The sequence below is a fragment of the Pseudomonas sp. 86_A genome, assembly GCF_017491705.1.
GTDB classification, from domain to species: Bacteria; Pseudomonadota; Gammaproteobacteria; order Pseudomonadales; family Pseudomonadaceae; genus Aquipseudomonas; species Aquipseudomonas koreensis.
The window spans coordinates 82436-105511 of sequence record NZ_JAFGYS010000020.1 but is presented as its reverse complement, the minus strand read 5'-3'; the positions used below and the strand labels follow the sequence as shown (position 1 = coordinate 105511).

Genomic DNA, 23076 nt, shown 5'->3' with positions numbered 1-23076 from the left:
CACTTGCGCTTCCGATCTCTCGTTAGCGGGAGGCGAATTCTACAGCGTTACACGCTGCTGTCAACACCTCTTTTTCTCCGCTTTCGACCGAGAAGATCGAACCGTTAAAAGAGCCAAACATCACCACCCTTTCAACTCCTTCCAGGCTTCGATTAACTGAAGCTAGCCGCTGTCGAAAACTGCGTAACTCATTGAATCTCAAGGAGTTTTCCGTTTCGACTGCGCCGGAAGTGGGGCGAATTATAGACCTCTGGAATCTGCCGTCAACAGCTTTTTTCACATTTCTGTCATATCGGTCAAAAAAGCCCGAAAACACGAAGGCCGACCTCTAGAGGTCGGCCTTCTTCATCCCTTTTACTAGTTACAAGCTAGGGAAAGCGAATTGCGAAGCTTCATGGCTCGCACGCTGCGGCCAGCGCTGGGTGATGGCCTTGCGACGGGTGTAGAAGCGCACACCATCCGGACCATAGGCATGCAGATCGCCGAACAGCGAACGCTTCCAGCCGCCGAAGCTGTGGTAAGCCACCGGTACCGGCAGCGGTACGTTGACGCCGACCATGCCGACTTCGATCTCGTCGCAGAACAGACGCGCCGCTTCACCGTCACGGGTAAAGATGCAGGTGCCGTTGCCGTACTCGTGATCGTTGATCAGCTTCATCGCCTCTTCCAGGCTGTTGACCCGAACCACGCACAGCACCGGCCCGAAGATCTCTTCCTTATAGATGCGCATCTCAGGGGTGACGTTGTCGAACAGGCAGCCACCAAGGAAGAAGCCATCTTCATGACCCGCAATGCTCAAGCCGCGACCATCGACCACCAGGGTCGCGCCCGCCGCCACGCCGTCATCGACATAACCGCTGACCTTGTCCCGCGCCTGACCGGTGACCAACGGGCCCATGTCCAGACCGCACGAAGTACCCGCACCGATTTTCAGCGCCTTGATCTGTGGAACCAGTTTCGCCACCAGCGCATCCGCTACCTGATCGCCGACACACACCGCGACCGAGATCGCCATGCAGCGCTCACCGCAAGAACCATACGCTGCGCCCATCAGCGCGCTGACCGCGTTATCCAGATCCGCATCCGGCATCAGCACTGCGTGGTTCTTCGCCCCGCCCAGTGCCTGGACGCGTTTGCCGCGCTTGGTGCCTTCGGCGTAGATGTACTCGGCAATCGGCGTCGAGCCGACAAAGCTCAGCGCTTTGACTTCCGGCGCTTCGATCAGCGCGTCTACCGCTGTCTTGTCGCCATGCACCACGCTCAGTACGCCTTTCGGCAGACCGGCCTCGATCAGCAATTGAGCGATCAGCAGCGTCGAGCTCGGGTCACGTTCGGACGGCTTGAGGATGAAGCAGTTGCCGCAGACGATCGCCAGTGGATACATCCACAGCGGCACCATCGCCGGGAAGTTGAACGGGGTGATACCGGCGACCACGCCCAGTGGCTGGAAGTCCGACCAGGCGTCGATGTTCGGGCCAACGTTGCGGCTGTACTCGCCCTTGAGGATTTCCGGAGCGGCGCAGGCGAATTCGACGTTCTCGATACCGCGCTTCAGTTCACCGGCGGCGTCTTCCAGTGTCTTGCCGTGTTCTTCGCTGATCAATTGCGAGATACGCGCTTCGTTCTGCTCCAGCAGTTGCTTGAAGCGGAACATCACCTGGGCGCGTTTGGCCGGTGGCGTGTTGCGCCAGGCCGGGAAGGCAGCCTTGGCGGCGTCGATCGCGTGTTGAATGGTTTCGCGGGTGGCCAGTGGCAACTTGTGGATCGCCTGACCGGTGGACGGGTTGAACACATCAACCGCGCGACCGTTCTCGGTCACCAGTTCACCATTGATCAAGTGCGGGATAACGCTCATCGAAAACTCCTGAATTCTTGTCAACAGGCGCCCACAAGAGGCACCTGTTTTTGGCAGGTATATATAGAAGGGAAAATCAGTCGAGCTTGTTCAGCACTTCGCCGACCGCGTCGAACAGACGATCGAGGTCTTGCGGCTTGCTGTTGAAGGTTGGGCCGAACTGCAGGGTGTCGCCGCCGAAGCGCACGTAGAACCCGGCTTTCCACAGGGCCATGCCCGCTTCGAACGGACGCACGATGGCGTCGCCGTCACGATGGGCAATCTGGATCGCACCGGCCAGGCCGTAGTTACGGATGTCGATGACGTTCTTCGAACCTTTCAGACCGTGCAGGGCATTTTCGAAATGCGGTGCAACCTCGGCCACGCTCTGCACCAGGTTTTCCTTTTGCAGCAGGTCGAGTGCCGCCAGGCCAGCAGCGCACGCGACCGGGTGCGCCGAGTAGGTGTAGCCGTGGGGGAATTCCACAGCGTATTCCGGGGTCGGCTGGTTCATGAAGGTCTGGTAGATCTCGGAGCTGGCAATCACCGCGCCCATCGGGATCGCTCCGTTGGTGACTTGCTTGGCGATGCACATCAGGTCCGGGGTCACGCCGAAGCTCTCGGCGCCGAACATCGAACCGGTGCGGCCGAAACCGGTGATCACTTCGTCGAATACCAGCAGGATGTTGTGCTGATCGCAGATCTCGCGCAGACGTTTCAGGTAACCCTGTGGCGGAACCAGTACGCCAGCGGAACCGGCCATTGGTTCGACGAACACCGCCGCGATATTCGACGCGTCGTGCAGTTCGATCAACTTGAGCAACTCATCGGCCAGGGCGATACCGCCCTGCTCCGGCATGCCCCGGGAGAAGGCGTTGCTGGCCAGCAAGGTGTGCGGCAGGTGATCGACGTCCATCATCGCCTGACCGAACATTTTACGGTTGCCGTTGACGCCGCCCAGGCTGGTGCCGGCAATGTTCACGCCGTGGTAGCCACGGGCGCGGCCGATCATTTTGGTTTTGGTCGCCTGACCTTTCAGGCGCCAGTAGGCACGGACCATTTTCACCGCGGTGTCGGCACACTCGGAGCCGGAGTCGGTGAAGAACACGTGGTTCAGGTTGCCCGGGGTCAGGTCAGTGATCTTTTCCGCCAGCTGGAACGACAACGGGTGGCCGTACTGGAAGCCTGGCGAGTAGTCGAGGGTGCCCAGTTGCTTGGCGACCGCTTCCTGGATTTCCTTGCGAGTGTGCCCGGCGCCACAGGTCCACAGACCGGACAGCGAATCGTAGATCTTGCGGCCCTTGTCATCGAACAGCCAGCTGCCTTCGGCACCGACAATCAGACGCGGGTCGCGCTGGAAGTTGCGGTTGGCGGTGTACGGCATCCAGTGCGCGTCCAGCTTCAGTTGGCTGGCCAGTGGCGACGGAGCGGTTTCAGGCATGTTCATCGGGCAAAACCTCGCAGGGCATAAGCATCAGGGAGATAGAAAGCGTTGTTGCAGCTAAATTGCCACGCGGATAAAGTCGGTGAAATCCAACTTTTCTAACCTTCAGTTAGAAGCCTGCTAAACAATGAGAACAACAGCATGAGCAGTCGCCGTCCCGATCCGCTGGCCCAGGTGAGTGACTTTGATATTCGTTTGCTGCGGATTTTTCGCAGCGTGGTGGAATGCGGCGGTTTTTCTGCGGCGGAAACCGTGCTCGGCATCGGTCGCTCGGCGATCAGCCAGCAGATGAGCGATCTGGAACAGCGCCTCGGCCTGCGCTTGTGCCAACGCGGTCGCGCCGGGTTTTCGCTGACCGAAGAAGGCCGCGAGGTTTATCAGTCGGTGCTGCAACTATTAAGTGCACTGGAAAGTTTCCGCACCGAGGTCAACGGCCTGCACCAACATTTGCGCGGTGAGTTGATCATCGGCCTGACCGATAACCTCGTCACCCTGCCGCACATGCGCATCACCCACGCCTTGGCCCAATTGAAGGAACGTGGTCCGGACGTGCAAATCCAGATCCGCATGATCGCCCCCAACGAAGTCGAACAAGGCGTGCTCGATGGCCGCCTGCATGTCGGCGTGGTGCCGCAGGCCAGCGCACTGTCGGGGCTGGAGTATCAGCCGTTGTACAGCGAGCGTTCGTTGCTTTATTGCGCGGTGGGTCATCCGCTGTTTTATGTCGATGACAGGCAACTGGATGACCAACGTCTTAATAGTCAGGACGCGATTGCCCCGACGTTTCGTTTGCCGGCAGATATTCAGGCGCATTACCAGGCGCTTAATTGCACCGCCAGTGCGTCTGACCGTGAGGGCATGGCGTTTCTGATCCTGACCGGGCGTTACATCGGTTACCTGCCGGATCATTACGCCAGCCTTTGGGTGCAGCAAGGGCGCTTGCGTGCGTTGAAATCCCAAACACGTTTTTATGACCTGAGCCTGGCATCGGTCACGCGCAAGGGCCGGCGCCCTCATTTGGTGCTGGAAAGCTTTCTGGAGAGTCTGGCAGCGACACGTTGAAAGCAAGATCAAAAGATCGCAGCCTTCGGCAGCTCCTACATTTGGGGGGTATTCGCCGATAAAGCTGAGCAAGTGGACAGCTTTTTGCAAAGCAGGATCAACCCCGATCCTTCAACAAGAAGCCTTAAGCCATGCAGCCAGATTCTGAACCGTCCAGCGAACTGATCTACGGCCTCAACGACCGCCCGCAACCGCCGGCCGCTTTGCTCGCCGCCCTGCAACACGTGCTCGCCAGTTTCGTCGGCATCATCACCCCGCCGCTGGTGATCGGCTCGGCCCTCGGCCTGACCGCGCACTTGCCGTACCTGATCAGCATGGCGCTGATGGTCTCCGGAGTCGGCACGTTTATTCAGGCGCGCCGTCCGTTCGGTATCGGTGCCGGGATGATCTGTTTGCAGGGCACCAGTTTTGCCTTCCTCGGTGCCGTGCTGTCGGCCGGGTTTCTGGTCAAGCAACGCGGCGGCAGCCCCGAGGACATTCTGGCGATGATCTTCGGCGTGTGTTTTTTCGGCGCCTTGGTGCAGATCGTTCTCAGCCGCTTCATTGGCCAGTTGCGCCGGGTCGTCACGCCGCTGGTGACCGGGATCGTGATTACCCTGATCGGCATCAGTCTGATCAAGGTTGGCATCACCGATCTGGGCGGCGGCTTCAATGCGCCGGATTTCGGCGCGCCAGGCAATCTGGCGCTGGGCGTGTTCGTGTTGCTGACGATCATCCTGCTCAATCGCTCGAACACGCCGTGGGTGCGGCTGTCGGCGATCATGATCGGGTTGTTGCTTGGCTGTCTGGCCGCGTGGTTCAGCGGCAAACTGGTGCCGCAGGCATTGCCTGACCTGCCGCTGATCAGTTTTCCTGCACCGTTCAAGTTCGGTTTCAGCTTCGACTGGACGGCTTTCCTGCCGGTCGCGCTGATTTATCTGATCAGCACCATCGAAACCGTCGGCGACCTCACGGCCAATTGCATGCTCGCCCGCCAACCCATCAGCGGCCCTTCTTATATAAGCCGTTTGCGCGGCGGCGTGCTGGGCGATGGCGTGAGCTGCATGATCGCCGCCACCTTCAGTGCCTTCCCCAACACCACGTTTGCGCAGAACAACGGCGTGATCCAGTTGACCGGCGTCGCCAGCCGCTACGTCGGCCTGTACATCGGCGCGATTCTGTTTTGTCTCGGGCTGTTTCCCATGATCGGCGCGGTGCTGCAGCAAATTCCGAAACCGGTACTCGGCGGCGCCACGCTGGTGATGTTCGGCAGCGTCGCGGCGGCTGGGGTGCGAATCCTTGCGCAATCGCCGCTGGACCGGCGCAGCATGCTGATCATCGCCACCTCGCTCGGCATCGGCCTGGGCATCGCCGCGCAGCCGAACCTTTTGCACCTGCTGCCGAAACTGGTGCAGAACCTGTTCGATTCGGCGATCACCAGCGGCGGCCTGACCGCGATCTTCCTCTGCCTGTTGCTGCCGGAGGCAAAAACCTCGGCCGTCGAGCCCACAGCGGCGTTGAACAAGATCGAACAGGCGTAACGGTTTTATTGCATCAGGACTTGTCGGATGCCTGTGGGTGCGTTATCAACGCAACTGGTTGCACCCACAGACAAACCGGAAGTGCCTATGACCTTTGAAGTCCCAGCCCACGGCGGCAAACCCGCCAGCCGCATTCGTCAGAAGAACGAAGAGACCATCCTCAAAGCCGCCGAAGACGAGTTCGCGCGTCACGGTTACAAAGGCACCAGCATGAACACCATCGCGCAGAATGCCGGGTTGCCCAAAGCGAACCTGCATTACTACTTCACCAACAAGCTTGGGTTGTACGTGGCGGTGCTGAGCAACATCATCGAGTTGTGGGACAGCACCTTCAACACCCTCACGGCCGAGGACGATCCGGCCGAAGCGCTGACCCGCTACATCCGCGCAAAAATGGAATTCTCCCGACGCCAGCCGCAAGCCTCGCGGATTTTCGCGATGGAAGTGATTAGCGGCGGCGAATGCCTAAGCGAGTATTTCAATCAGGATTACCGCGCCTGGTTCACCGGTCGGGCCGCCGTGTTCCAGGCGTGGATCGATGCCGGCAAAATGGACCCGGTGGATCCGGTGCACCTGATCTTCCTGCTGTGGGGCAGCACCCAGCACTACGCCGACTTCGCCACGCAGATCTGTCGCGTCAGCGGTCGCAGCAAGCTGACCAAACAGGACATGGAAGACGCCGGCAACAACCTGATCCGCATCATTCTCAAAGGCTGCGGCCTCACCCCGACTATTTAAGACATTTATGCCTTTCACCCTCAGCGGTTTTTGCGAGTACCGCGAAGAGATTCGCAAAAGCCGCTTTATCACCCTCGCCGCGCCCATCGGCAGCCCCGCCGACGCGCAAGCGTTCTTCGAGCAAAACAGCGACTTGAACGCCTCGCATAACTGCTGGGCGTGGAAGCTCGGTGATCAGTACCGCAGCAATGACGATGGCGAACCCGGCGGCACTGCCGGGCGACCGATTCTGGCGGCAATCGAAGCGCAGGATTGCGATCAGGTCGCGGTGCTGGTGATCCGCTGGTATGGCGGCATTCAACTGGGCACTGGCGGTTTGGCCCGGGCGTATGCCGGTGGCGCGAACAAGTGCCTGCAAAACGCGGAAAAAATCGAGTTGATCAGCCGCGTGCCGCTGCGCTGTGCCTGCGGTTTTGCCGAGTTGCCGCTGGTGAAGCTGCGGGTGGCGGATCTGGGTGGCCTGGTAGTGGAGGAGAACTTCACCGCCAATGGCGTTGAGTTGCAGCTGGCGTTGGGCGAGGCGCAGATCGAGTTGTTGCAAACGCAGTTGGCGGATTTGAGCCGTGGGCGGATTGTGCTGCAGCGTTAGAAGAGCAAAAGATCGCAGCCTTCGGCAGCGCCTACATTGGAATGCGCCGACCTGCAGGAGCTGCCGAAGGCTGCGATCTTTTAGGGCACCGCCGAAATGCCTTATTCCATATATTTGCCCACATCTACTGTGCACCCGACTGTGGATAACCTGAGCACATCCCGCTGTAACCCTTCTGTCACGTGGCTTTGCGCGATTTGCTCACTTTTTGTCCAATTCACATGAAAAAAGATTAATCCTACGTAAAAACAAATAGTTAGCGCCGTTTATCACCATTAGAAGATAAGCGGTCTTTGCTTATGCCCGGCTTTTCGGCTTGCGCACAAATACTGTGGAACAACCTGTGGATAAGCCGTTCATGGCTGGCGCAGCCGGCGATTCTGCATAGGTTCGGCTCGACTGCTCGTTTTTTAACCAATTGTAACGGTGCAAAAGTGGAGCCGGATCAACGGCTTTGCTCCGCATTGGTGCTCGCCTACCCGGGGAATTTCAGCCGGGAGGCTCGACCTCTGGCGCGCGGCAACGGCCATTGCGGGCGTTCCTGACTCAATGGCCAGGAAATTGCTTTATCCACAGGCACAACGCCAAGCCAGACGAGCCTGTCATGCACACCCCTTCTACGAGCAACGATCTCACCCCGCGCCTGCAACTGCGCCACATCAGCAAACGCTACCCCGGTTGTCTGGCCAACGACGCCATCGACCTGAGCATCGCTCCTGGGGAAATCCACGCCCTGCTCGGCGAGAACGGCGCGGGCAAAAGCACGCTGATGAAGATCATCTACGGCGTCACCCAGGCCGATGCGGGGGAGATGCTCTGGCAGGGCCAGCGGGTGAATATCCGCAACCCGGCGCAGGCCCGGCATCTGGGGATCGGCATGGTGTTCCAGCACTTCTCGCTGTTCGAAACCCTCAGCGTGGCGCAGAACATTGCCCTGGCGATGGGCGCCAAGGCCGGCACGCCGAAACAACTGGAGCCGAAAATTCGCGAAGTGTCACGCCGCTATGGCATGGCGCTGGAGCCGGAGCGACTGGTCCACAGTCTGTCGATCGGCGAACGGCAACGGGTTGAGATCATTCGCTGCCTGATGCAGGACATCCGCCTGCTGATTCTCGACGAGCCGACCTCGGTGCTCACCCCGCAAGAAGCGGACGAGTTGTTCATCACTCTGCGTCGTCTGGCGGCCGAGGGCTGCAGCATTCTGTTCATCAGCCACAAACTCGGTGAGGTGCGCGCGTTGTGCCACAGCGCCACGGTGTTGCGTGGCGGACGGGTGGCCGGGCATTGCATCCCCGCCGAATGCTCGGACCAGCAATTGGCGCAGCTGATGGTCGGCGAAGCGGCGGCACTGATTGGCGAATACCCGAAGGTCAGCGGTGGCGCGGCGTACTTACAGGTCAACGGCTTGAGTTGGCACAACCCCGATCCGTTCGGCTGCTCGCTGGCCGAGATTAATCTGCAGGTGCGCAGCGGGGAAATCGTTGGCATCGCCGGGGTCGCGGGCAATGGCCAGGACGAACTGCTCGCCCTGCTCAGTGGCGAACAAATGCTGCCTCGCGACAGTGCCACAACGATTCGTTTTGCTGATCAAGCGGTCGCGGATCTGCGCCCGGATGCACGACGCAAACTCGGACTGGCGTTTGTCCCGGCCGAGCGTCTGGGCCACGGTGCGGTGCCAGAGTTGAGCCTGGCCGACAACGCCCTGCTCACGGCGTTTCAACACGGGTTGGTGAGCAATGGTTTGATCGAGCGCGGCAAAGTCCAAGCCCTTGCCCAACAGATCATTCAGCGATTCGGCGTGAAAACCCCGGACAGCCAGGCCACCGCACGCAGTCTCTCCGGCGGCAACCTGCAGAAATTCATCCTCGGCCGGGAAATCCTCCAGCAGCCGAAACTGCTTGTCGCCGCGCACCCGACCTGGGGCGTCGATGTGGGCGCGGCGGCCACCATTCACCGGGCGCTGATCGCCTTGCGCGATGCCGGCGCAGCGATTCTGGTGATTTCCGAAGACCTCGACGAACTGTTCCAGATCAGCGACCGACTTGGCGCCCTGTGCGCCGGCCGCCTGTCGCCCCTGCAAAACACCACCGACACCCTGCTGAGCGACGTCGGCGGATGGATGGCCGGCCAGTTCGATGCCCCTCAACAACACGCCACGGTTTAACGGAGTTTTCAACATGCTGCTTTCCCTCGAACCCCGTGGCCAGCAATCGCGCCTGATGCTCTGGTGCTCGCCATTATTGGCGGCGGTGCTGACCCTTGGTTGCGGCTCGCTGCTGTTCATCGCCCTCGGCCATGATCCGCTGCAAACCTTGCACACCCTGTTGATTGCCCCGATCAGCGATGGCTATGGCGTCTCCGAACTGCTGGTCAAGGCGCTGCCGATTCTGCTCTGCGCACTCGGCCTGGCCGTGGCTTATCAAGCGCGAATCTGGAACATCGGCGCCGAAGGTCAACTGCTGCTCGGTGCACTCGCCGGCAGTGCGCTGGCGGTGAACATCATCGACATGCAAAGCCGTTGGGCGCTGGTGCTGATTCTGTTCACCGGGACCTTCGCCGGCGCCGCGTGGGCCGGGCTGACGGCGTGGTTGCGCACGCGCTTCCACGCCAACGAAATCCTCACCAGCATCATGCTCAATTACATCGCGCTGAATCTGTTGCTGTTCTGCGTGCACGGGCCGTTGAAGGATCCGGCCGGTTACAACTTTCCCGAGTCAGCGATGTTCGGCGACGCCAGTCGTCTGCCGTTGCTGATGGAGGATGGTCGGGTGCACGCCGGGGTGTATTTCGCCCTGCTCGCGCTGGTCGCGGTGTGGGTGTTGCTGCAGAAAAGCTTCGTCGGCTTTCAGATCAAAGTGCTGGGGCTGGACAAGCGCGCGGCGGGGTTCGTCGGCTTTCGCGAGAAGCGCCTGATCTGGCTCGCGCTGCTGATCAGTGGTGGCTTGGCCGGGCTGGCCGGGGTTTGCGAAGTCACCGGGCCGATCGGCCAACTGGTGCCGCAGGTGTCGCCGGGTTACGGCTACGCGGCGATTACCGTGGCGTTTCTCGGCCGGTTGAACCCGCTTGGCATTCTGTTCTCAAGCCTGCTGATGGCGCTGCTGTACATCGGTGGCGAGAACGCGCAGATGACCCTCAACCTGCCGCAAGCCATCACCCAACTGTTTCAGGGAATGATGCTGTTTTTCCTGCTGGCCTGCGACGTGCTGATCCTCTATCGGCCACGCCTGAAACTGCGCTGGGCACGGCGCACCTCGACCACCGCCGTAACCGCCGGAGCGCTGTGATGGATATCGATCTGTTGAGCAATATTTTCTACGCCATGGTGCGTTGCGGCACGCCGCTGCTGTTGGTGGCGCTGGGTGAGCTGATCTGCGAGAAGAGCGGCGTGCTCAACCTCGGCCAGGAAGGGATGATGCTGTTTGGCGCGGTGATCGGTTTTATCGTCGCGCTTAACAGCGGCAATCTGTGGCTCGGCGTGTTGCTGGCGATGCTCGCGGGGATGCTGTTGTCGTCGCTGTTTGCCCTGGTGGCGCTGGTGTTCAATGCCAATCAGGTGGCGACCGGCCTGGCGCTGACGATTTTTGGTGTGGGGCTGTCGACCTTTGTCGGCGCGGCGTGGGTCGGCAAGCCGCTGGCCGGATTCGAGCCGTTGGCGATTCCGTACTTGAGTGAGATCCCGCTGATCGGACGGATGCTGTTTGCTCAGGACTGGCTGGTGTATTTGTCTTTCGCCCTTTTTGCGCTGGTGGCGTGGGTGATCATCAAAAGCCGCGTCGGGCTGATCATTCAGGCGGTCGGCGAAAACCCGGATGCGGCCAGTGCGATGGGGTTGCCGGTGCTGACCGTGCGCACCCTGGCGGTGCTGTTTGGCGGGGCGATGGCCGGGTTGGCCGGGGCGTATCTGTCGCTGGCGTACACGCCGATGTGGGCCGAGAACATGACCGCCGGGCGCGGCTGGATCGCCTTGGCACTGGTGGTGTTTGCCAGTTGGCGGGTGTGGCGCCTGCTGCTCGGGGCTTACCTGTTCGGCCTCGCCAGCATCCTGCACCTGGTGGCGCAGGGGTTGGGGCTGGCGATTCCGTCGAGTCTGTTGGCGATGCTGCCGTATGTGGCGACGATTGTGGTGTTGGTGCTGTTGTCGCGGGATGCGGTGCGTACACGGTTGTATGCACCGGTATCACTGGGGCAGCCGTGGCAGGCCGGGCATTAGGCACACACAAAACCTGTGGCGAGGGAGCTTGCTCCCGCTGGGGCGCGAAGCGGCCCTAAACATTCAGCCTGGAAGACCTCGCACTCAGGAATTACGACTGCTGCGCAGCCGAGCGGGAGCAAGCTCCCTCGCCACGGATCGGCAATACCTGAGCCACGCCCCACGCCAGTTCAAAAACCAGAAAAACCACCAACAACAAACTCGCGCCATGGGTCAGGGCATACCCCTGCCAGGCCGCAAACAGAAACCGCGCCACCGCGTCATATCGCCCATAAAGCGCCTGCGGGTCACGAATCCGCAGCACCGCCCATACACAAACCAACGACCCCAACAGATTCGCCATCAACATGTGCACAGGCTGAAACGCCGGCAGCTCGCCGGGCAGATCCAGCGCCTGACTTAGCGCCGTCAATAACCCATGCAGCGCAGCGAAACTCCACGGCGTGGCAAACGCCGCCGTCACGATCAGGTCGTACCAGGCGCTGCCGCGCACCACATTGCGATATTGAGTTGCAGTCCACATCGTCCATGCTCCAGAAATTCAGGGAGCACTCACGGTAAAGCCTGGAGTATGCTCCAGGGTCAAGACCTCTTTAGAGACCCCGTATGCGCATCGGTGAATTAGCCCTGGCCAGCGCCGTCAGCCGCGATACCTTGCGCTTCTACGAGCAGCGCGGGTTGATCGCGGCGCAACGCAGCGCCAACGGCTATCGCGACTATCCGCCGGAGATGGTGCAACTGGTGCTCTACATCAAGACCGCGCAGCGCCTGGGGTTTACCCTCGGCGAGATCGGCAACAGCGTCGCCGCATTGTGGAACTCCCCCGACCCGGACAGTGCCGTGGCGCAACTGCTGCGTGACAAACTGCAATTGATTGAAACCCGCATGAGCGAACTCGATGTATTGCGACGAGAGTTGCAACAACGGCTCGGTCAGGCGTGTCCATTGAATCCGTGAACCGTAACCTTCAAGGAATCCCGTCATGTCCCAGGCAAAAAACGCACTGATCATCGGCGCCTCCCGTGGCTTGGGCCTCGGGCTGGTGAAAACCCTGCTGGCCGACGGCTGGCAAGTGACCGCGACCGTGCGCAACCCGCAGAAGGCAGAGGCGCTGCAAGCGCTGGGCAATGTGCGCATCGAGAAACTCGACATGGACGATCAGCAAGCCGTGATCGCCCTGAGCCAACAGCTCAAAGGCGAAACCTTCGACCTGCTGTTCGTCAACGCCGGGGTCAAAGGCCCGGAGGTGCAGACCCCGGGTGGCGCGACGCTGGCCGAAGTCGGCCAGTTGTTCTTCACCAACGCGGTGGCACCGATCAACCTGGCGCAACGCTTCGTCGGGCAGATCCGCGACGGCAGCGGCGTGCTGGCGTTCATGAGTTCCGGGCTCGGCAGCGTGTCGGTACCCGACGCACCGGAGCTGGCGCTGTACAAGGCGAGCAAGGCTGCACTGAACTCGATGACCAACAGTTTCGTCACGCAATTGGGCGAGCAGAAACTCACCGTGCTGTCGCTGCATCCGGGTTGGGTGAAGACCGACATGGGCGGTGAAGGTGCCGACCTGGATGTCGAGACCAGCACGCGTGGGCTGATTGATCAGGTGAATGCGTATACCGGCAAGGGCGGGCATCACTTCATCAACTACAAGGGTGAAACCATTCCCTGGTAAGCACACGAGACCTATGAAATCCCCACATACCTGTAGGAGCTGCCGAAGGCTGCGATCTTTTGATTTGTTTTTTCAAGATCAAAAGATCGCAGCCTTCGGCAGCTCCTACAGGGAGTGATGCGTTGGCTGTCGGGTCGGGCTTGCCCGATCCGACGATTTGTTTGAAACTGCGCACCTCGTCCTTCGCGGCGACCCTGGATCAGCAGACAGGGCAACACTGAGCTGGCAACCCTGAACCCACTTTCAGAGGAGCCGGCCACAATGCCTGCGACCCGTACCTGGTTAAAAAATCCCCTCGCCATTTTCACGGCCAACGCGCTTGATGCTCGTGGCGGTCTGGTGCTGCAAGACGGTGTCATCGTCGAAGTGCTGGCAGCCGGTCAGCAACCGTCGGCGCCGTGCAATGAAGTGTTCGATGCCCGCGAGCATGTGATCCTGCCGGGCCTGATCAACACCCACCATCATTTCTATCAAACCCTGACGCGCGCCTGGGCGCCGGTGGTCAATCAGCCGTTGTTCCCGTGGCTGAAAACCCTGTACCCGGTGTGGGCGCGGCTGACCCCGGAAAAACTCGCCCTCGCCACCAAAGTCGCGCTGGCTGAGTTGCTGCTGTCGGGTTGCACCACCGCCGCCGACCATCACTATCTGTTCCCGGACGGTCTGGAAAATGCCATCGACGTGCAAGTCGAAACCGTGCGCGAACTGGGCATGCGCGCCATGCTCACCCGCGGTTCGATGAGCCTCGGCGAGAAGGACGGCGGCCTGCCACCGCAGCAGACCGTGCAGGAAGGCCAGGTGATTCTCGACGACAGTCAGCGCCTGATTCACGAATACCACGAGCGCGGCGACGGTGCGCAAATCCAGATCGCCCTGGCGCCGTGCTCGCCGTTCTCGGTGACCCCGGAAATCATGTCGGCCAGCGCCGAATTGGCGAACAAACTCGACGTCCGCCTGCACACGCACTTGGCGGAAACCCTCGACGAAGAAGACTTCTGCCTGCAGCGCTTCGGCCTGCGCACCGTGGATTATCTGGACAGCGTCGGCTGGCTCGGCCCGCGCACGTGGCTGGCCCACGGCATCCATTTCAACCCGGACGAAATCGCCCGCCTCGGTCAGGCCGGCACCGGTATCTGCCATTGCCCGAGTTCGAACATGCGCCTGGCGTCCGGCATCTGCCCGAGCATCGACTTGACCGATGCCGGCGCGCTGTTTGGTCTGGGTGTGGACGGTTCGGCGTCCAACGATGCGTCGAACATGATCCTTGAAGCGCGGCAGGCGCTGTACATCCAGCGTCTGCGTTACGGCGCCGAGAAGATCACCCCAGAACGCGTACTCGGCTGGGCCACCAAGGGTTCGGCGAGCCTGTTGGGCCGTACCGACATTGGTGAACTGGCGGTGGGCAAGCAGGCGGATCTGGCGCTATTCAAGCTCGATGAGCTGCGTTTCTCCGGCAGCCATGATCCGATCTCGGCACTGTTGTTGTGCGGTGCGGATCGTGCGGATCGGGTGATGATTGGCGGTAAGTGGCGCGTGGTTGACGGCCAGGTTGAAGGGCTGGACCTCAAAGGCCTGATCGCCGATCACAGCCAGGCGGCTCGGCAGTTGATTGCCGGGAGCTGATCCTCGCCGATGAAACCCTGTAGGAGCTGCCGAAGGCTGCGATCTTTTGATCTTGTTTTTGAAAATCAAAATCAAAAGATCGCAGCCTTCGGCAGCTCCTACAGAGGATTTGTGGTGGGTCTAGAGGCCCAGCAGCGACAGCATGATGAACGTCGCAAACAGCACAAAGTGGGTCATACCTTCGATGGCATTGGTCTCGCCGTCATTCAGGTTGATCGCGCTGACAATCAGCGTGATGAAGATCATCACCGTCTGCACCGGGGTCATCGCCATCTGGAACGGCTGACCGGTATACAGCGCCATCGCTTCCATCACTGGCACGGTCAGGATCACGGTCGACAGCGACGCGCCCATCGCAATGTTCACCACCGATTGCATGCGGTTGGCCAAGGCTGCGCGCAACGCGGTGAGAATCTCCGGCGCCGCGGAAATCGCCGCCACCAGGATCGCCGTGATCACCGGCGGTGCGCCCGTGCCTTCCAGACCCAGGTCGAGGGTCTTCGACATCACTTCGGCCAGAGCGCCGATCACCACAATGCCAAACACCAGAATGCCGATCGACAGGCCGATGCTCGGTGCTTTCGCCTGCGCGTCCTGCGGTTCCTTCTTGCGCCGTTTGTCCGGGTAGCTGTAGCTGAAAAAATAGCTGTGCGGCCCGACCTGCATACGCAGGAACAACGCATAAAGCACTACCATCGCACCGATGGTGAACGCCGAATAAACCTTCCAGTTGGCCGCCGGAATGAACTCCGGCACCACCATCGACACGCCCATGGCGGTGAGGATCATCACGCTGTAGCTGCGCGCCGAATCATCGTTGTACGACTGTTCGCCATGCTTGAGTCCGCCCATCAGCGCGGCGAGGCCGAGGATGCCATTGATGTCGAGCATCACCGCCGAATAGATCGTGTCACGCACCAGCGTGGCCGAGGCTTCGTTGCTCATCATGATCGCCAGGATTACCACTTCAACCAGCACCGCGGCGAGGGTCAGGATCATCGTGCCGTAGGGGTCGCCGACTTTTTCCGCGAGCAGTTCGGCGTGATGGGCGACGCGCATCGACGCGGCGACGATGAAGGCGATCAGCACCAGACCGCAGATCAGCGCGACGACCTGCCCGCTATTGAGCATCCAGTGTTCCAGCGGATAGGCGATGCACGCGGCAATCACCGCCAGCAACAGAAAGCTTTCTTGCTTGAGGATCGTGAGCATGGCGGGCCTTTTTGCCGAGAGGTTCGAATGAGCTACTGACTGCGGCGCGGCGCTAACGTTTCGTTACACCTTAGCGCACCAGCCGATAGCGTGAATCCGCTGGCTTGCACTGCGTTGGTTCCGGCGCTGAAAAGATCGCAGCCTTCGGCAGCGCCTACAGGTTTCGCATTCCCCTACAGGCGCTGCCGCAGGCTGCGATCTTTTGCTTTGTTGTCCTGTTGGTCAGCAATTTGCATTAGCCCTGACCACACACAACAAAATGGAGTTCGAATTCATGCAAATACGTCCGCTGCACAAACTGCTGTGCGCCGCCATCGGTCTGGGGATCAGCCTGAGCGCCAGCGCTGCCGATCCGCTGAAGATCGGTTTCGTCTACATCGGCCCGATCGGCGACCACGGCTGGACGTATCAGCATGAACAGGGGCGCAAGGCGCTGGCGGAGAAATTCGGCCCGCAGATCACCACCAATTACGTCGAGAACGTGGCCGAGGGCGCCGACGCCGAGCGGGTGATCCGCAACATGGCCAAGGACAACTACGACCTGATCTTCACCACCTCGTTCGGCTACATGAACCCGACGCTGAAAGTCGCCAAGCAGTTTCCCAAGGTGACCTTCGAACACGCCACCGGCTACAAGCAGGACAAGAATCTTGGCACCTACCTGGCGCGCACCTACGAGGGTCGTTATGTCGGCGGCTTCCTCGCGGCGAAGATGACCAAGACCAAGAAGATCGGTTATGTCGCCTCGTTTCCGATTCCGGAAGTGATCCGCGACATCAACGCCATCCAGCTGGCCCTGAACAAGTACAACCCCGGCACCGAAATCAAGGTTGTTTGGGTCAACTCGTGGTTCGACCCGGGCAAGGAAGCCGATGCCGCCAACGCGCTGATCGACCAGGGCGTGGACGTGGTGTTCCAGCACACCGACAGCCCGGCGCCGATCCAGGCGGCCGAGCGCCGTGGCGTATACGCCGTGGGTTACGCCTCGGACATGGCGCACTTCGGCCCGAAAGCGGTGCTGACTTCGATCGTCAATGACTGGGCACCGCACTACATCCAGGCCACGCAAAGCGTGATCGACCACACTTGGAAGTCACAGGATTACTGGGGCGGACTGAAGGAAGGCACGGTTGAACTGCCGATCAGCGACCTGGTGCCGGCCCCGGTGAAAGCCGAGGCCGAGCAGATCATTGCCGACATCAAGAGCGGCGCGCTGCAACCGTTCACCGGGCCGATCAAGGATCAGGCCGGGGTCGAGAAAATCCCGGCGGGGGTGAGTGCGACCAATGCGCAACTGGCGTCGATGAACTATTACGTGGAAGGGATGAAGGCTGAGATGCCGAAGTAATTCGGCCCCACCACCATCCCCTGTAGGAGTGAGCCTGCTCGCGATAGCGGTGTGTCATTCAGCAAAAGTGTTGCCTGATACACCGCTATCGCGAGCAGGCTCACTCCCACATTTGATCTTCAGCGTGTTCAAGGATTGTGTATGGATCATCTCCCGATCATCGACATCAGCCCGCTCTACACCGACAACCAAAACGCCTGGCCCGCCGTCGCCGCGCAAATCGACCTGGCCTGTCGCGAATGGGGCTTCTTCTACATCAAGGGCCATCCGATCGGCGCGCAACGCATCGCCGCCCTGCTTGATCACGCGCAACGCTTCTTCGCGCTACCGGCAGAAGAAAAACTCCAGATCGACATCACCCAGACCCGCCACCATCGCGGCTACGGCGCCATTGCCACCGAGCAGCTCGACCCGAGCAAACCCAGCGACCTCAAAGAAACCTTCGACATGGGCCTGCACTTGCCGGCGGAACATCCCGAGGTGCTCGCGGAAAAACCGCTGCGCGGGCCCAATCGCCATCCGGCGCAGGCAGGCTGGGAGGCGCTGATGGAGCAGCACTACCTCGACATGCAGGCCCTCGCGCAAACCCTGCTGCGGGCGATGACAATTGCCCTGGGCATCGAGCGCGATTTCTTCGACTCGCGCTTCGTTGAGCCGGTCAGCGTGCTGCGCCTGATCCACTACCCGCCGCGCCACACCGCCAGCAGCGCCGAGCAGCAAGGCGCCGGGGCGCACACCGATTACGGCTGCATCACCCTGCTGTATCAGGACAGCGCCGGCGGCCTGCAGGTGAAGAACGTCAATGGCCAATGGATCGATGCGCCGCCGATTGACGGCACCTTCGTGGTCAACCTCGGCGACATGATGGCGCGCTGGAGCAACGACCGTTATCGCTCGACGCCGCACCGGGTGATCAGCCCGCTGGGCTTGGATCGTTACTCGATGCCGTTCTTCGCCGAGCCGCACCCGGACACGCGTATCGAATGCCTGCCTGGTTGCCAGGACGCCCAACACCCGGCGAAATATCCGACGACCACTTGCGCCGAATTCCTGCTCTCACGCTTCGCCGATACCTACGCCTATCGTCGTGAGCCGGAAGCGGTCTGACGGATCGCTTGGTCAGGTTTTGCCAATTGTTTCGGCGCGCATCTGTAGAATGGCCGCCATCTGCACCTGATGAGAAAAGCATATGTACGACTGGCTCAACGCCTTGCCCAAGGCTGAACTGCACTTGCACCTGGAAGGCTCGCTGGAGCCCGAATTGCTGTTCGCCCTGGCCGAACGCAACAAGATCGCCCTGCCGTGGAGCGACGTCGAAACCCTGCGCAAGGCTTACGCCTTCAACAACCTGCAGGAATTCCTCGACCTGTATTACCAGGGTGCCGACGTGCTGCGCACCTCGCAGGATTTCTACGACCTGACCTGGGCCTACCTGCTGCGCTGCAAAGCGCAGAACGTGATTCACACCGAACCGTTCTTCGACCCGCAGACCCACACCGACCGCGGCATTCCGTTTGAAGTGGTGCTCAACGGCATCGCCGCCGCGCTGAAGGACGGCGAGCAGCAACTGGGCATCACCAGCGGACTGATCCTGAGCTTCCTGCGCCACCTGAGCGAAGACGAAGCACAGAAAACCCTCGATCAGGCGCTGCCGTTCCGTGACGCGTTTGTCGCTGTCGGTCTGGACAGTTCCGAGATGGGCCACCCGCCGAGCAAGTTCCAGCGTGTGTTCGATCGCGCTCGCCACGAAGGCTTCCTGACCGTCGCCCACGCCGGTGAAGAAGGCCCGCCGGAGTACATCTGGGAAGCCATCGACCTGCTGAAAATCCAGCGTATCGACCATGGCGTGCGTGCCATCGAAGACGAGCGCCTGATGCAGCGGATCATCGACGAGCAGATCCCGCTGACCGTGTGCCCGCTGTCGAACACCAAGCTCTGCGTGTTCGATCACATGTCGCAGCACAACATCCTCGACATGCTCGAGCGTGGCGTGAAGGTCACGGTGAACTCCGATGACCCGGCGTACTTCGGCGGCTACGTCACCGAGAACTTCCACGCGCTGTACGAACATTTGGGCATGACCCAGGATCAGGCCAAGCGCCTGGCGCAGAACAGCCTGGATGCGCGCCTGGTAAAACCGTAAGCAACACCGCAAAACCTTAGTAGGAGTGAGCCTGCTCGCGATAGCGGAGTGTCAGACACCGATGTGTTACCTGACAGACCGCTATCGCGAGCAGGCTCACTCCTACATTGGATCGGTGTTAGCCGATAGATTGGGTTTCAGTCAGCTCCTCCAGGGTTTTACCCCGCGTCTCCATCCCGAACAGCCACACCACCCCCGCCGCAATCGCGAAACACAACGCGCCCAAGGCGAACACCCCGCCCTGCCCGGTAATCGGGAACACCAGCCCGGTCACCAGCGGACCCAGCAACGAGCCGACACGGCCAATTGCCGAGGCGAAACCCGAGCCTGTGGCCCGCGCCGAGGTCGGGTACAGCTCTGGCGTGTAGGTGTAGAGCACCGCCCACATGCCGAACAGGAAAAACTGCATCAACAGCCCGGTGCCGATCAGCAACGCGACGTTGCCGCCGAACACCGCACTCTGACCATACAGAAACGCCATCACCCCGCCGCCGAGCAAGGTCACGATACACACCGGTTTGCGCCCCCAGCGCTCGACCAGCCACGCCGCCATCAGGAAACCGGGAATCCCGCCCAGGGAAATCAGCACGGTGTAATACACCGACTGAGTCACGGCGAAACCCGACTGTTGCAGCAACGCACTGAGCCATGACGTCAGTCCGTAGAAACCGAGCAAGGCAAAGAACCACAGGCTCCAGATCATCGTGGTGCGCTGGCGGTATTGCGGCGACCAGATCTGCTTGAGGGCCGAGAAAAAATTGCCTGGCGGCGTCACCGTCCGCGGCAAGCGCAGCGGCTCAGGCAATGTCGCGCCCCCGAGCGATGTGCGCACGCGCTGTTCGATCGCGCTCAGGACCTTGTCGGCCGCCTCGTGCCGCCCGGCCTGCTCCAGCCAGCGTGGCGACTCGGGGATGAAAAAGCGGATCGCCAGCACGAATACCGCCGGTACCGCCAACACCAGAAAGATGTCGCGCCAGCCAATCAGCGGCAACAGGAAGTAGGACAACACCCCCGCCGCGACAAAACCCAGCGGCCAGAAACCGTCCATCAACGCGATGTAGCGCCCGCGACGCTGCGCCGGGATCAGCTCGGAGAGCATCGACTGCGCGATCGGGAACTCCATGCCCATGCCGATCCCCAGCAGGATGCGGAACAGCGTCAGGCTTTCGACCGTTTGCGCGGTCGAACACAGGTAACTGGCCACGCCCCACAGGACGATGCTCCACTGGAACACCGGTTTGCGTCCGAAGCGGTCGGCGAGCATGCCCGACAGCGATGCCCCCAGCACCATGCCGAAAAAACTCGAACTGGCGAGCAAACCGGCCTGGGCACTGCTCAGGCCGAATTCGCTTTTGATCGAGCCGAGCAGGAACGTCATCATCGCCAGGTCCATCGAGTCGAAAAAGAACGCCAGGGCAATGATGATGAAAATGACCCGGTGATAACCGCTGAGCGGCAGGCGCTCCAGTCGTTCTGCCGCACTGAAGTTTCGCGTATCCATGCCCAGCTCCCCCTCCGCAATGTGTGCGGATCGAGTGTGCGCGATAACGGCCGGGCGCTTTTTCTGGATACGACCTGTTCGCAGTCACTGGCGACGCCGACGCCCGGCGAAGGCTCTGTTACGCCAATTCCAGCTCGGTCTCCCGGGCGAAACGGTGTATCTCCCGCTGCCCGGCCGGGGTGACCTGCAAGGCACGCGAGTCCTTGGGCAGCGTCAGCCAGCCGGACTGCATGAACAACTGCAACAACGCCGCTCCGAGCGCGCCGCCCAGGTGCGGACGCCGCTCGCTCCAGTCTGGACAGGCGCACGCCACCTGGGCCTTGCGATGGGCCAGGGCCTGGATGAATACGCCGCGGTCCGCCAGCTGTGTCGACCCCTTGAGCGTCACCACCACGCGCTGTTCGATCTGTTCGATCCAGCGGGCATCGAGCAAGCGCTGGTACAGATCGGCGGCCAGCGTGCCACCCAAATGGTCATCGCAAAAACGCGCGCGCAGCAGCGAAGACGGTGCGGTCTGAGAACGAGCGATCGGGGTCGAGCGCTTGAATACGTGAGGAATGTCGCGTGGTGCACTGGCGAGCGTGGCACTGGCCAGAGCTTCGATGGCCGTGGCGATCTCCGGGGCGGCCAGACGGAAAAAACGCTTGCGCCCGCGGGCCTCGACTTTCAACAGGCCACCGGCGGACAAACGCCCCAGATGCGCACTGGCCGACGATGGCGACAAGCCTGCCAGCAACGCCAGCTCCTCGGTCTGACGGGCCGAGCCATCCATCAATGCCCACATCATCGCACTGCGCTTGGGGTCGGCCAGCAGCGTGGCGATCTGGCTGATGCAAGGTGCATGTTCCATGTATTCACTCCCTGTTGAATCGTATCGTCTACTGCTCGAAGACATCTTGACCAGTAATGTGTCGTCGGCCAAGACGCGTAAAACGCCATCAACCGGAGCGAGGCCGGCCGGTGGTGCCGCACCCGTCAATGGTGGGGCCGGGGCGCTTGTGCTGAGCAGGCCAGGCCCGGGAAAAACCGGGCTGATTCTGTCCTGGCCGGTTGTCGGTGCAGGTTTGAGGCGGCCGCTAGTATAAGCGGGATGCTCGGCGCTTCCTGCGTCGCGGCCGTCACGAATGGTGATAATTGCTGAGTGAAATTTCGCTAATTACCTGCGACTAATGATCAACTCTCTGAAAATGCGGAAATTGACTACTCAGTTCGGCGCATCGGCTGGCGAGCATTTCCCTTAAAAGGTTCACCGGCTTACTCAATTGTGCGCGATGGGCGCACAACAGATTCAGCGGGGCGCGCTCGCACAGCAATTCGGGCAGCAGCACCTTGAGACGCCCGGCGAGGACATCCGCGCCGACATCGAGCCACGACTTGTAGGCGATCCCCGCCCCCGCCACTGCCCACAAGCGCACCACGTCGGCGTCATCACTGAAACGGTCACCGCTGACCGTCAGGCCGACTTCACGTTTGCCATCATGAAAGCTCCAATGGTCGTGCACCCGGCTGCCGAGCATGTACAGCAGGCAATTGTGCTGCGCCAGTTGCTCGAGCTGGCGCGGCTCGCCATGGCGTGCCAGATACGCCGGCGACGCACAGAGCACCCGTCGATTGTCCGGCGCGATGGGCAAGGCGACCAGGCTGGAGTCTTCCGGCGCGCCGTAGCGCAAGGCGATGTCCACTGGCTGGCGGAACAGATCCGCGATGCGATCCCCCAGGAGCAGGCGTACGGTCAGCTTCGGGTGTTCGCGCTGAAACTCATCGAGCCACGGCAGCAACAGGTTGCGGCCGAAGTCCGAAGGCGCTGACAGTTGCAGGATCCCGCTGACCTGATCCTGCGCGCTGGACAGGTAGCGCCGCCCCTCATCCAGTTGACTCAAGGCGGCGCGCGCGTATTCGAGAAAGCCTTCACCCTCGGCAGTCAGGCGCAGGCTGCGGGTCGAGCGCGCCAGCAGGCGTGCGCCCAGTTGCTGTTCGATGCGCTTGAGGGCGGCACTGGCTACGGCAGCGGACATGTCCATGACCCGGGCCGCCGCCGACAGGCTGCCCAGATCCGCTGCACGGACGAACAACTGCAAATCATCGAAACGCAGCATTCTCAGCCTCGATTATCAAAAAGATATTGAAAGAGACTGCTCTTTTAGCCGGTTTTATCGCGTCGAGAAATAGCTAATTATCTGTCCATC

The 23076-nt window shown here is 61.1% G+C and carries 20 protein-coding genes; 13 read left to right on the top strand and 7 right to left on the bottom strand.

The genetic code is table 11. The features are described 5' to 3' along the window. Positions 1–361: 361 nt before the first annotated feature. Complete coding sequence (locus J5M57_RS25915) at positions 362–1855, bottom strand: CoA-acylating methylmalonate-semialdehyde dehydrogenase (protein WP_064585847.1); 1494 nt, start codon at positions 1853–1855, stop codon at positions 362–364. Between the two features lie 76 nt (positions 1856–1931). Further along, positions 1932–3281 (bottom strand): aspartate aminotransferase family protein, encoded by a 1350-nt coding sequence (locus tag J5M57_RS25910; RefSeq protein ID WP_064585846.1) that lies wholly within the window; start codon positions 3279–3281, stop codon positions 1932–1934. Between the two features lie 138 nt (positions 3282–3419). Between J5M57_RS25910 and J5M57_RS25905 the strand changes: the two genes are divergently transcribed. The 7 genes from J5M57_RS25905 (at position 3420) to J5M57_RS25875 (ending at position 11397) form a co-directional block, all read left to right on the top strand. Beyond that, complete coding sequence (locus J5M57_RS25905) at positions 3420–4340, top strand: LysR family transcriptional regulator (RefSeq protein WP_064585845.1); 921 nt, start codon at positions 3420–3422, stop codon at positions 4338–4340. A 131-nt stretch (positions 4341–4471) separates the two neighbouring features. Then, positions 4472–5860 carry a nucleobase:cation symporter-2 family protein gene (locus J5M57_RS25900; protein ID WP_207849995.1) on the top strand — a complete coding sequence of 463 codons (1389 nt, stop codon included), beginning with the start codon at positions 4472–4474 and terminating at the stop codon, positions 5858–5860. 87 nt (positions 5861–5947) lie between these two features. Then, the gene (locus tag J5M57_RS25895; RefSeq protein ID WP_064585843.1) at positions 5948–6598 is read left to right on the top strand and encodes a TetR/AcrR family transcriptional regulator; all 651 of its coding nucleotides are present in this window, start codon (positions 5948–5950) and stop codon (positions 6596–6598) included. Positions 6599–6605: 7 nt separating this feature from the next. Further along, entirely contained in the window at positions 6606–7187 is a 582-nt protein-coding gene (locus J5M57_RS25890) for a YigZ family protein (RefSeq protein ID WP_207849994.1), read from the top strand. Between the two features lie 604 nt (positions 7188–7791). Further along, the gene (locus J5M57_RS25885; RefSeq protein WP_207849993.1) at positions 7792–9351 is read left to right on the top strand and encodes an ABC transporter ATP-binding protein; all 1560 of its coding nucleotides are present in this window, start codon (positions 7792–7794) and stop codon (positions 9349–9351) included. Between the two features lie 13 nt (positions 9352–9364). Next, on the top strand, positions 9365–10471 hold the full coding sequence (locus tag J5M57_RS25880) for an ABC transporter permease (protein WP_207849992.1): 1107 nt from the start codon (positions 9365–9367) through the stop codon (positions 10469–10471). Continuing rightward, complete coding sequence (locus J5M57_RS25875) at positions 10471–11397, top strand: ABC transporter permease (RefSeq protein ID WP_064585839.1); 927 nt, start codon at positions 10471–10473, stop codon at positions 11395–11397. Before J5M57_RS25880 ends, J5M57_RS25875 begins: the two co-directional genes overlap by 1 nt. A gap of 91 nt (positions 11398–11488) precedes the next feature. Here the strand turns inward: J5M57_RS25875 and J5M57_RS25870 are convergent, their stop codons facing one another. Continuing rightward, on the bottom strand, positions 11489–11920 hold the full coding sequence (locus tag J5M57_RS25870; protein WP_169842449.1) for a hypothetical protein: 432 nt from the start codon (positions 11918–11920) through the stop codon (positions 11489–11491). A gap of 83 nt (positions 11921–12003) precedes the next feature. On the opposite strand from J5M57_RS25870, the gene J5M57_RS25865 reads away from it, so the two are divergent. The 3 genes from J5M57_RS25865 (at position 12004) to J5M57_RS25855 (ending at position 14686) form a co-directional block, all read left to right on the top strand. Continuing rightward, positions 12004–12354, top strand: coding sequence for a MerR family transcriptional regulator (locus tag J5M57_RS25865; RefSeq protein ID WP_169842450.1), 351 nt, complete (start codon positions 12004–12006; stop codon positions 12352–12354). Positions 12355–12379: 25 nt separating this feature from the next. Further along, positions 12380–13066, top strand: coding sequence for an SDR family oxidoreductase (locus J5M57_RS25860; RefSeq protein ID WP_207849991.1), 687 nt, complete (start codon positions 12380–12382; stop codon positions 13064–13066). Positions 13067–13327: 261 nt separating this feature from the next. Continuing rightward, positions 13328–14686, top strand: a complete 1359-nt coding sequence (locus J5M57_RS25855) for an 8-oxoguanine deaminase (protein ID WP_064585835.1) — start codon at positions 13328–13330, stop codon at positions 14684–14686. Between the two features lie 120 nt (positions 14687–14806). On the opposite strand, the gene J5M57_RS25850 is transcribed toward J5M57_RS25855, so the two are convergent. After that, the gene (locus J5M57_RS25850) at positions 14807–15898 is read right to left on the bottom strand and encodes a calcium:proton antiporter (RefSeq protein ID WP_207849990.1); all 1092 of its coding nucleotides are present in this window, start codon (positions 15896–15898) and stop codon (positions 14807–14809) included. 274 nt (positions 15899–16172) lie between these two features. Here J5M57_RS25850 and J5M57_RS25845 point away from each other — a divergent pair, with 274 nt between their 5' ends. The 3 genes from J5M57_RS25845 (at position 16173) to J5M57_RS25835 (ending at position 19389) form a co-directional block, all read left to right on the top strand. After that, positions 16173–17246 (top strand): BMP family ABC transporter substrate-binding protein, encoded by a 1074-nt coding sequence (locus J5M57_RS25845; protein WP_207849989.1) that lies wholly within the window; start codon positions 16173–16175, stop codon positions 17244–17246. Positions 17247–17387: 141 nt separating this feature from the next. Further along, complete coding sequence (locus J5M57_RS25840) at positions 17388–18353, top strand: 2-oxoglutarate and iron-dependent oxygenase domain-containing protein (protein WP_207849988.1); 966 nt, start codon at positions 17388–17390, stop codon at positions 18351–18353. Between the two features lie 82 nt (positions 18354–18435). Then, positions 18436–19389 (top strand): adenosine deaminase, encoded by a 954-nt coding sequence (locus J5M57_RS25835; protein ID WP_123471122.1) that lies wholly within the window; start codon positions 18436–18438, stop codon positions 19387–19389. Positions 19390–19507: 118 nt separating this feature from the next. Here the strand turns inward: J5M57_RS25835 and J5M57_RS25830 are convergent, their stop codons facing one another. From J5M57_RS25830 to J5M57_RS25820, 3 genes are all read right to left on the bottom strand, one after another. Next, positions 19508–20890: an MFS transporter gene (locus tag J5M57_RS25830; RefSeq protein ID WP_207849987.1), complete on the bottom strand. Its 1383-nt coding sequence runs from the start codon at positions 20888–20890 to the stop codon at positions 19508–19510. A gap of 118 nt (positions 20891–21008) precedes the next feature. Then, positions 21009–21740, bottom strand: a complete 732-nt coding sequence (locus tag J5M57_RS25825) for a helix-turn-helix transcriptional regulator (RefSeq protein WP_169842456.1) — start codon at positions 21738–21740, stop codon at positions 21009–21011. A 316-nt stretch (positions 21741–22056) separates the two neighbouring features. Next, entirely contained in the window at positions 22057–22986 is a 930-nt protein-coding gene (locus J5M57_RS25820) for a LysR family transcriptional regulator (RefSeq protein ID WP_083367103.1), read from the bottom strand. Positions 22987–23076: the final 90 nt, after the last annotated feature.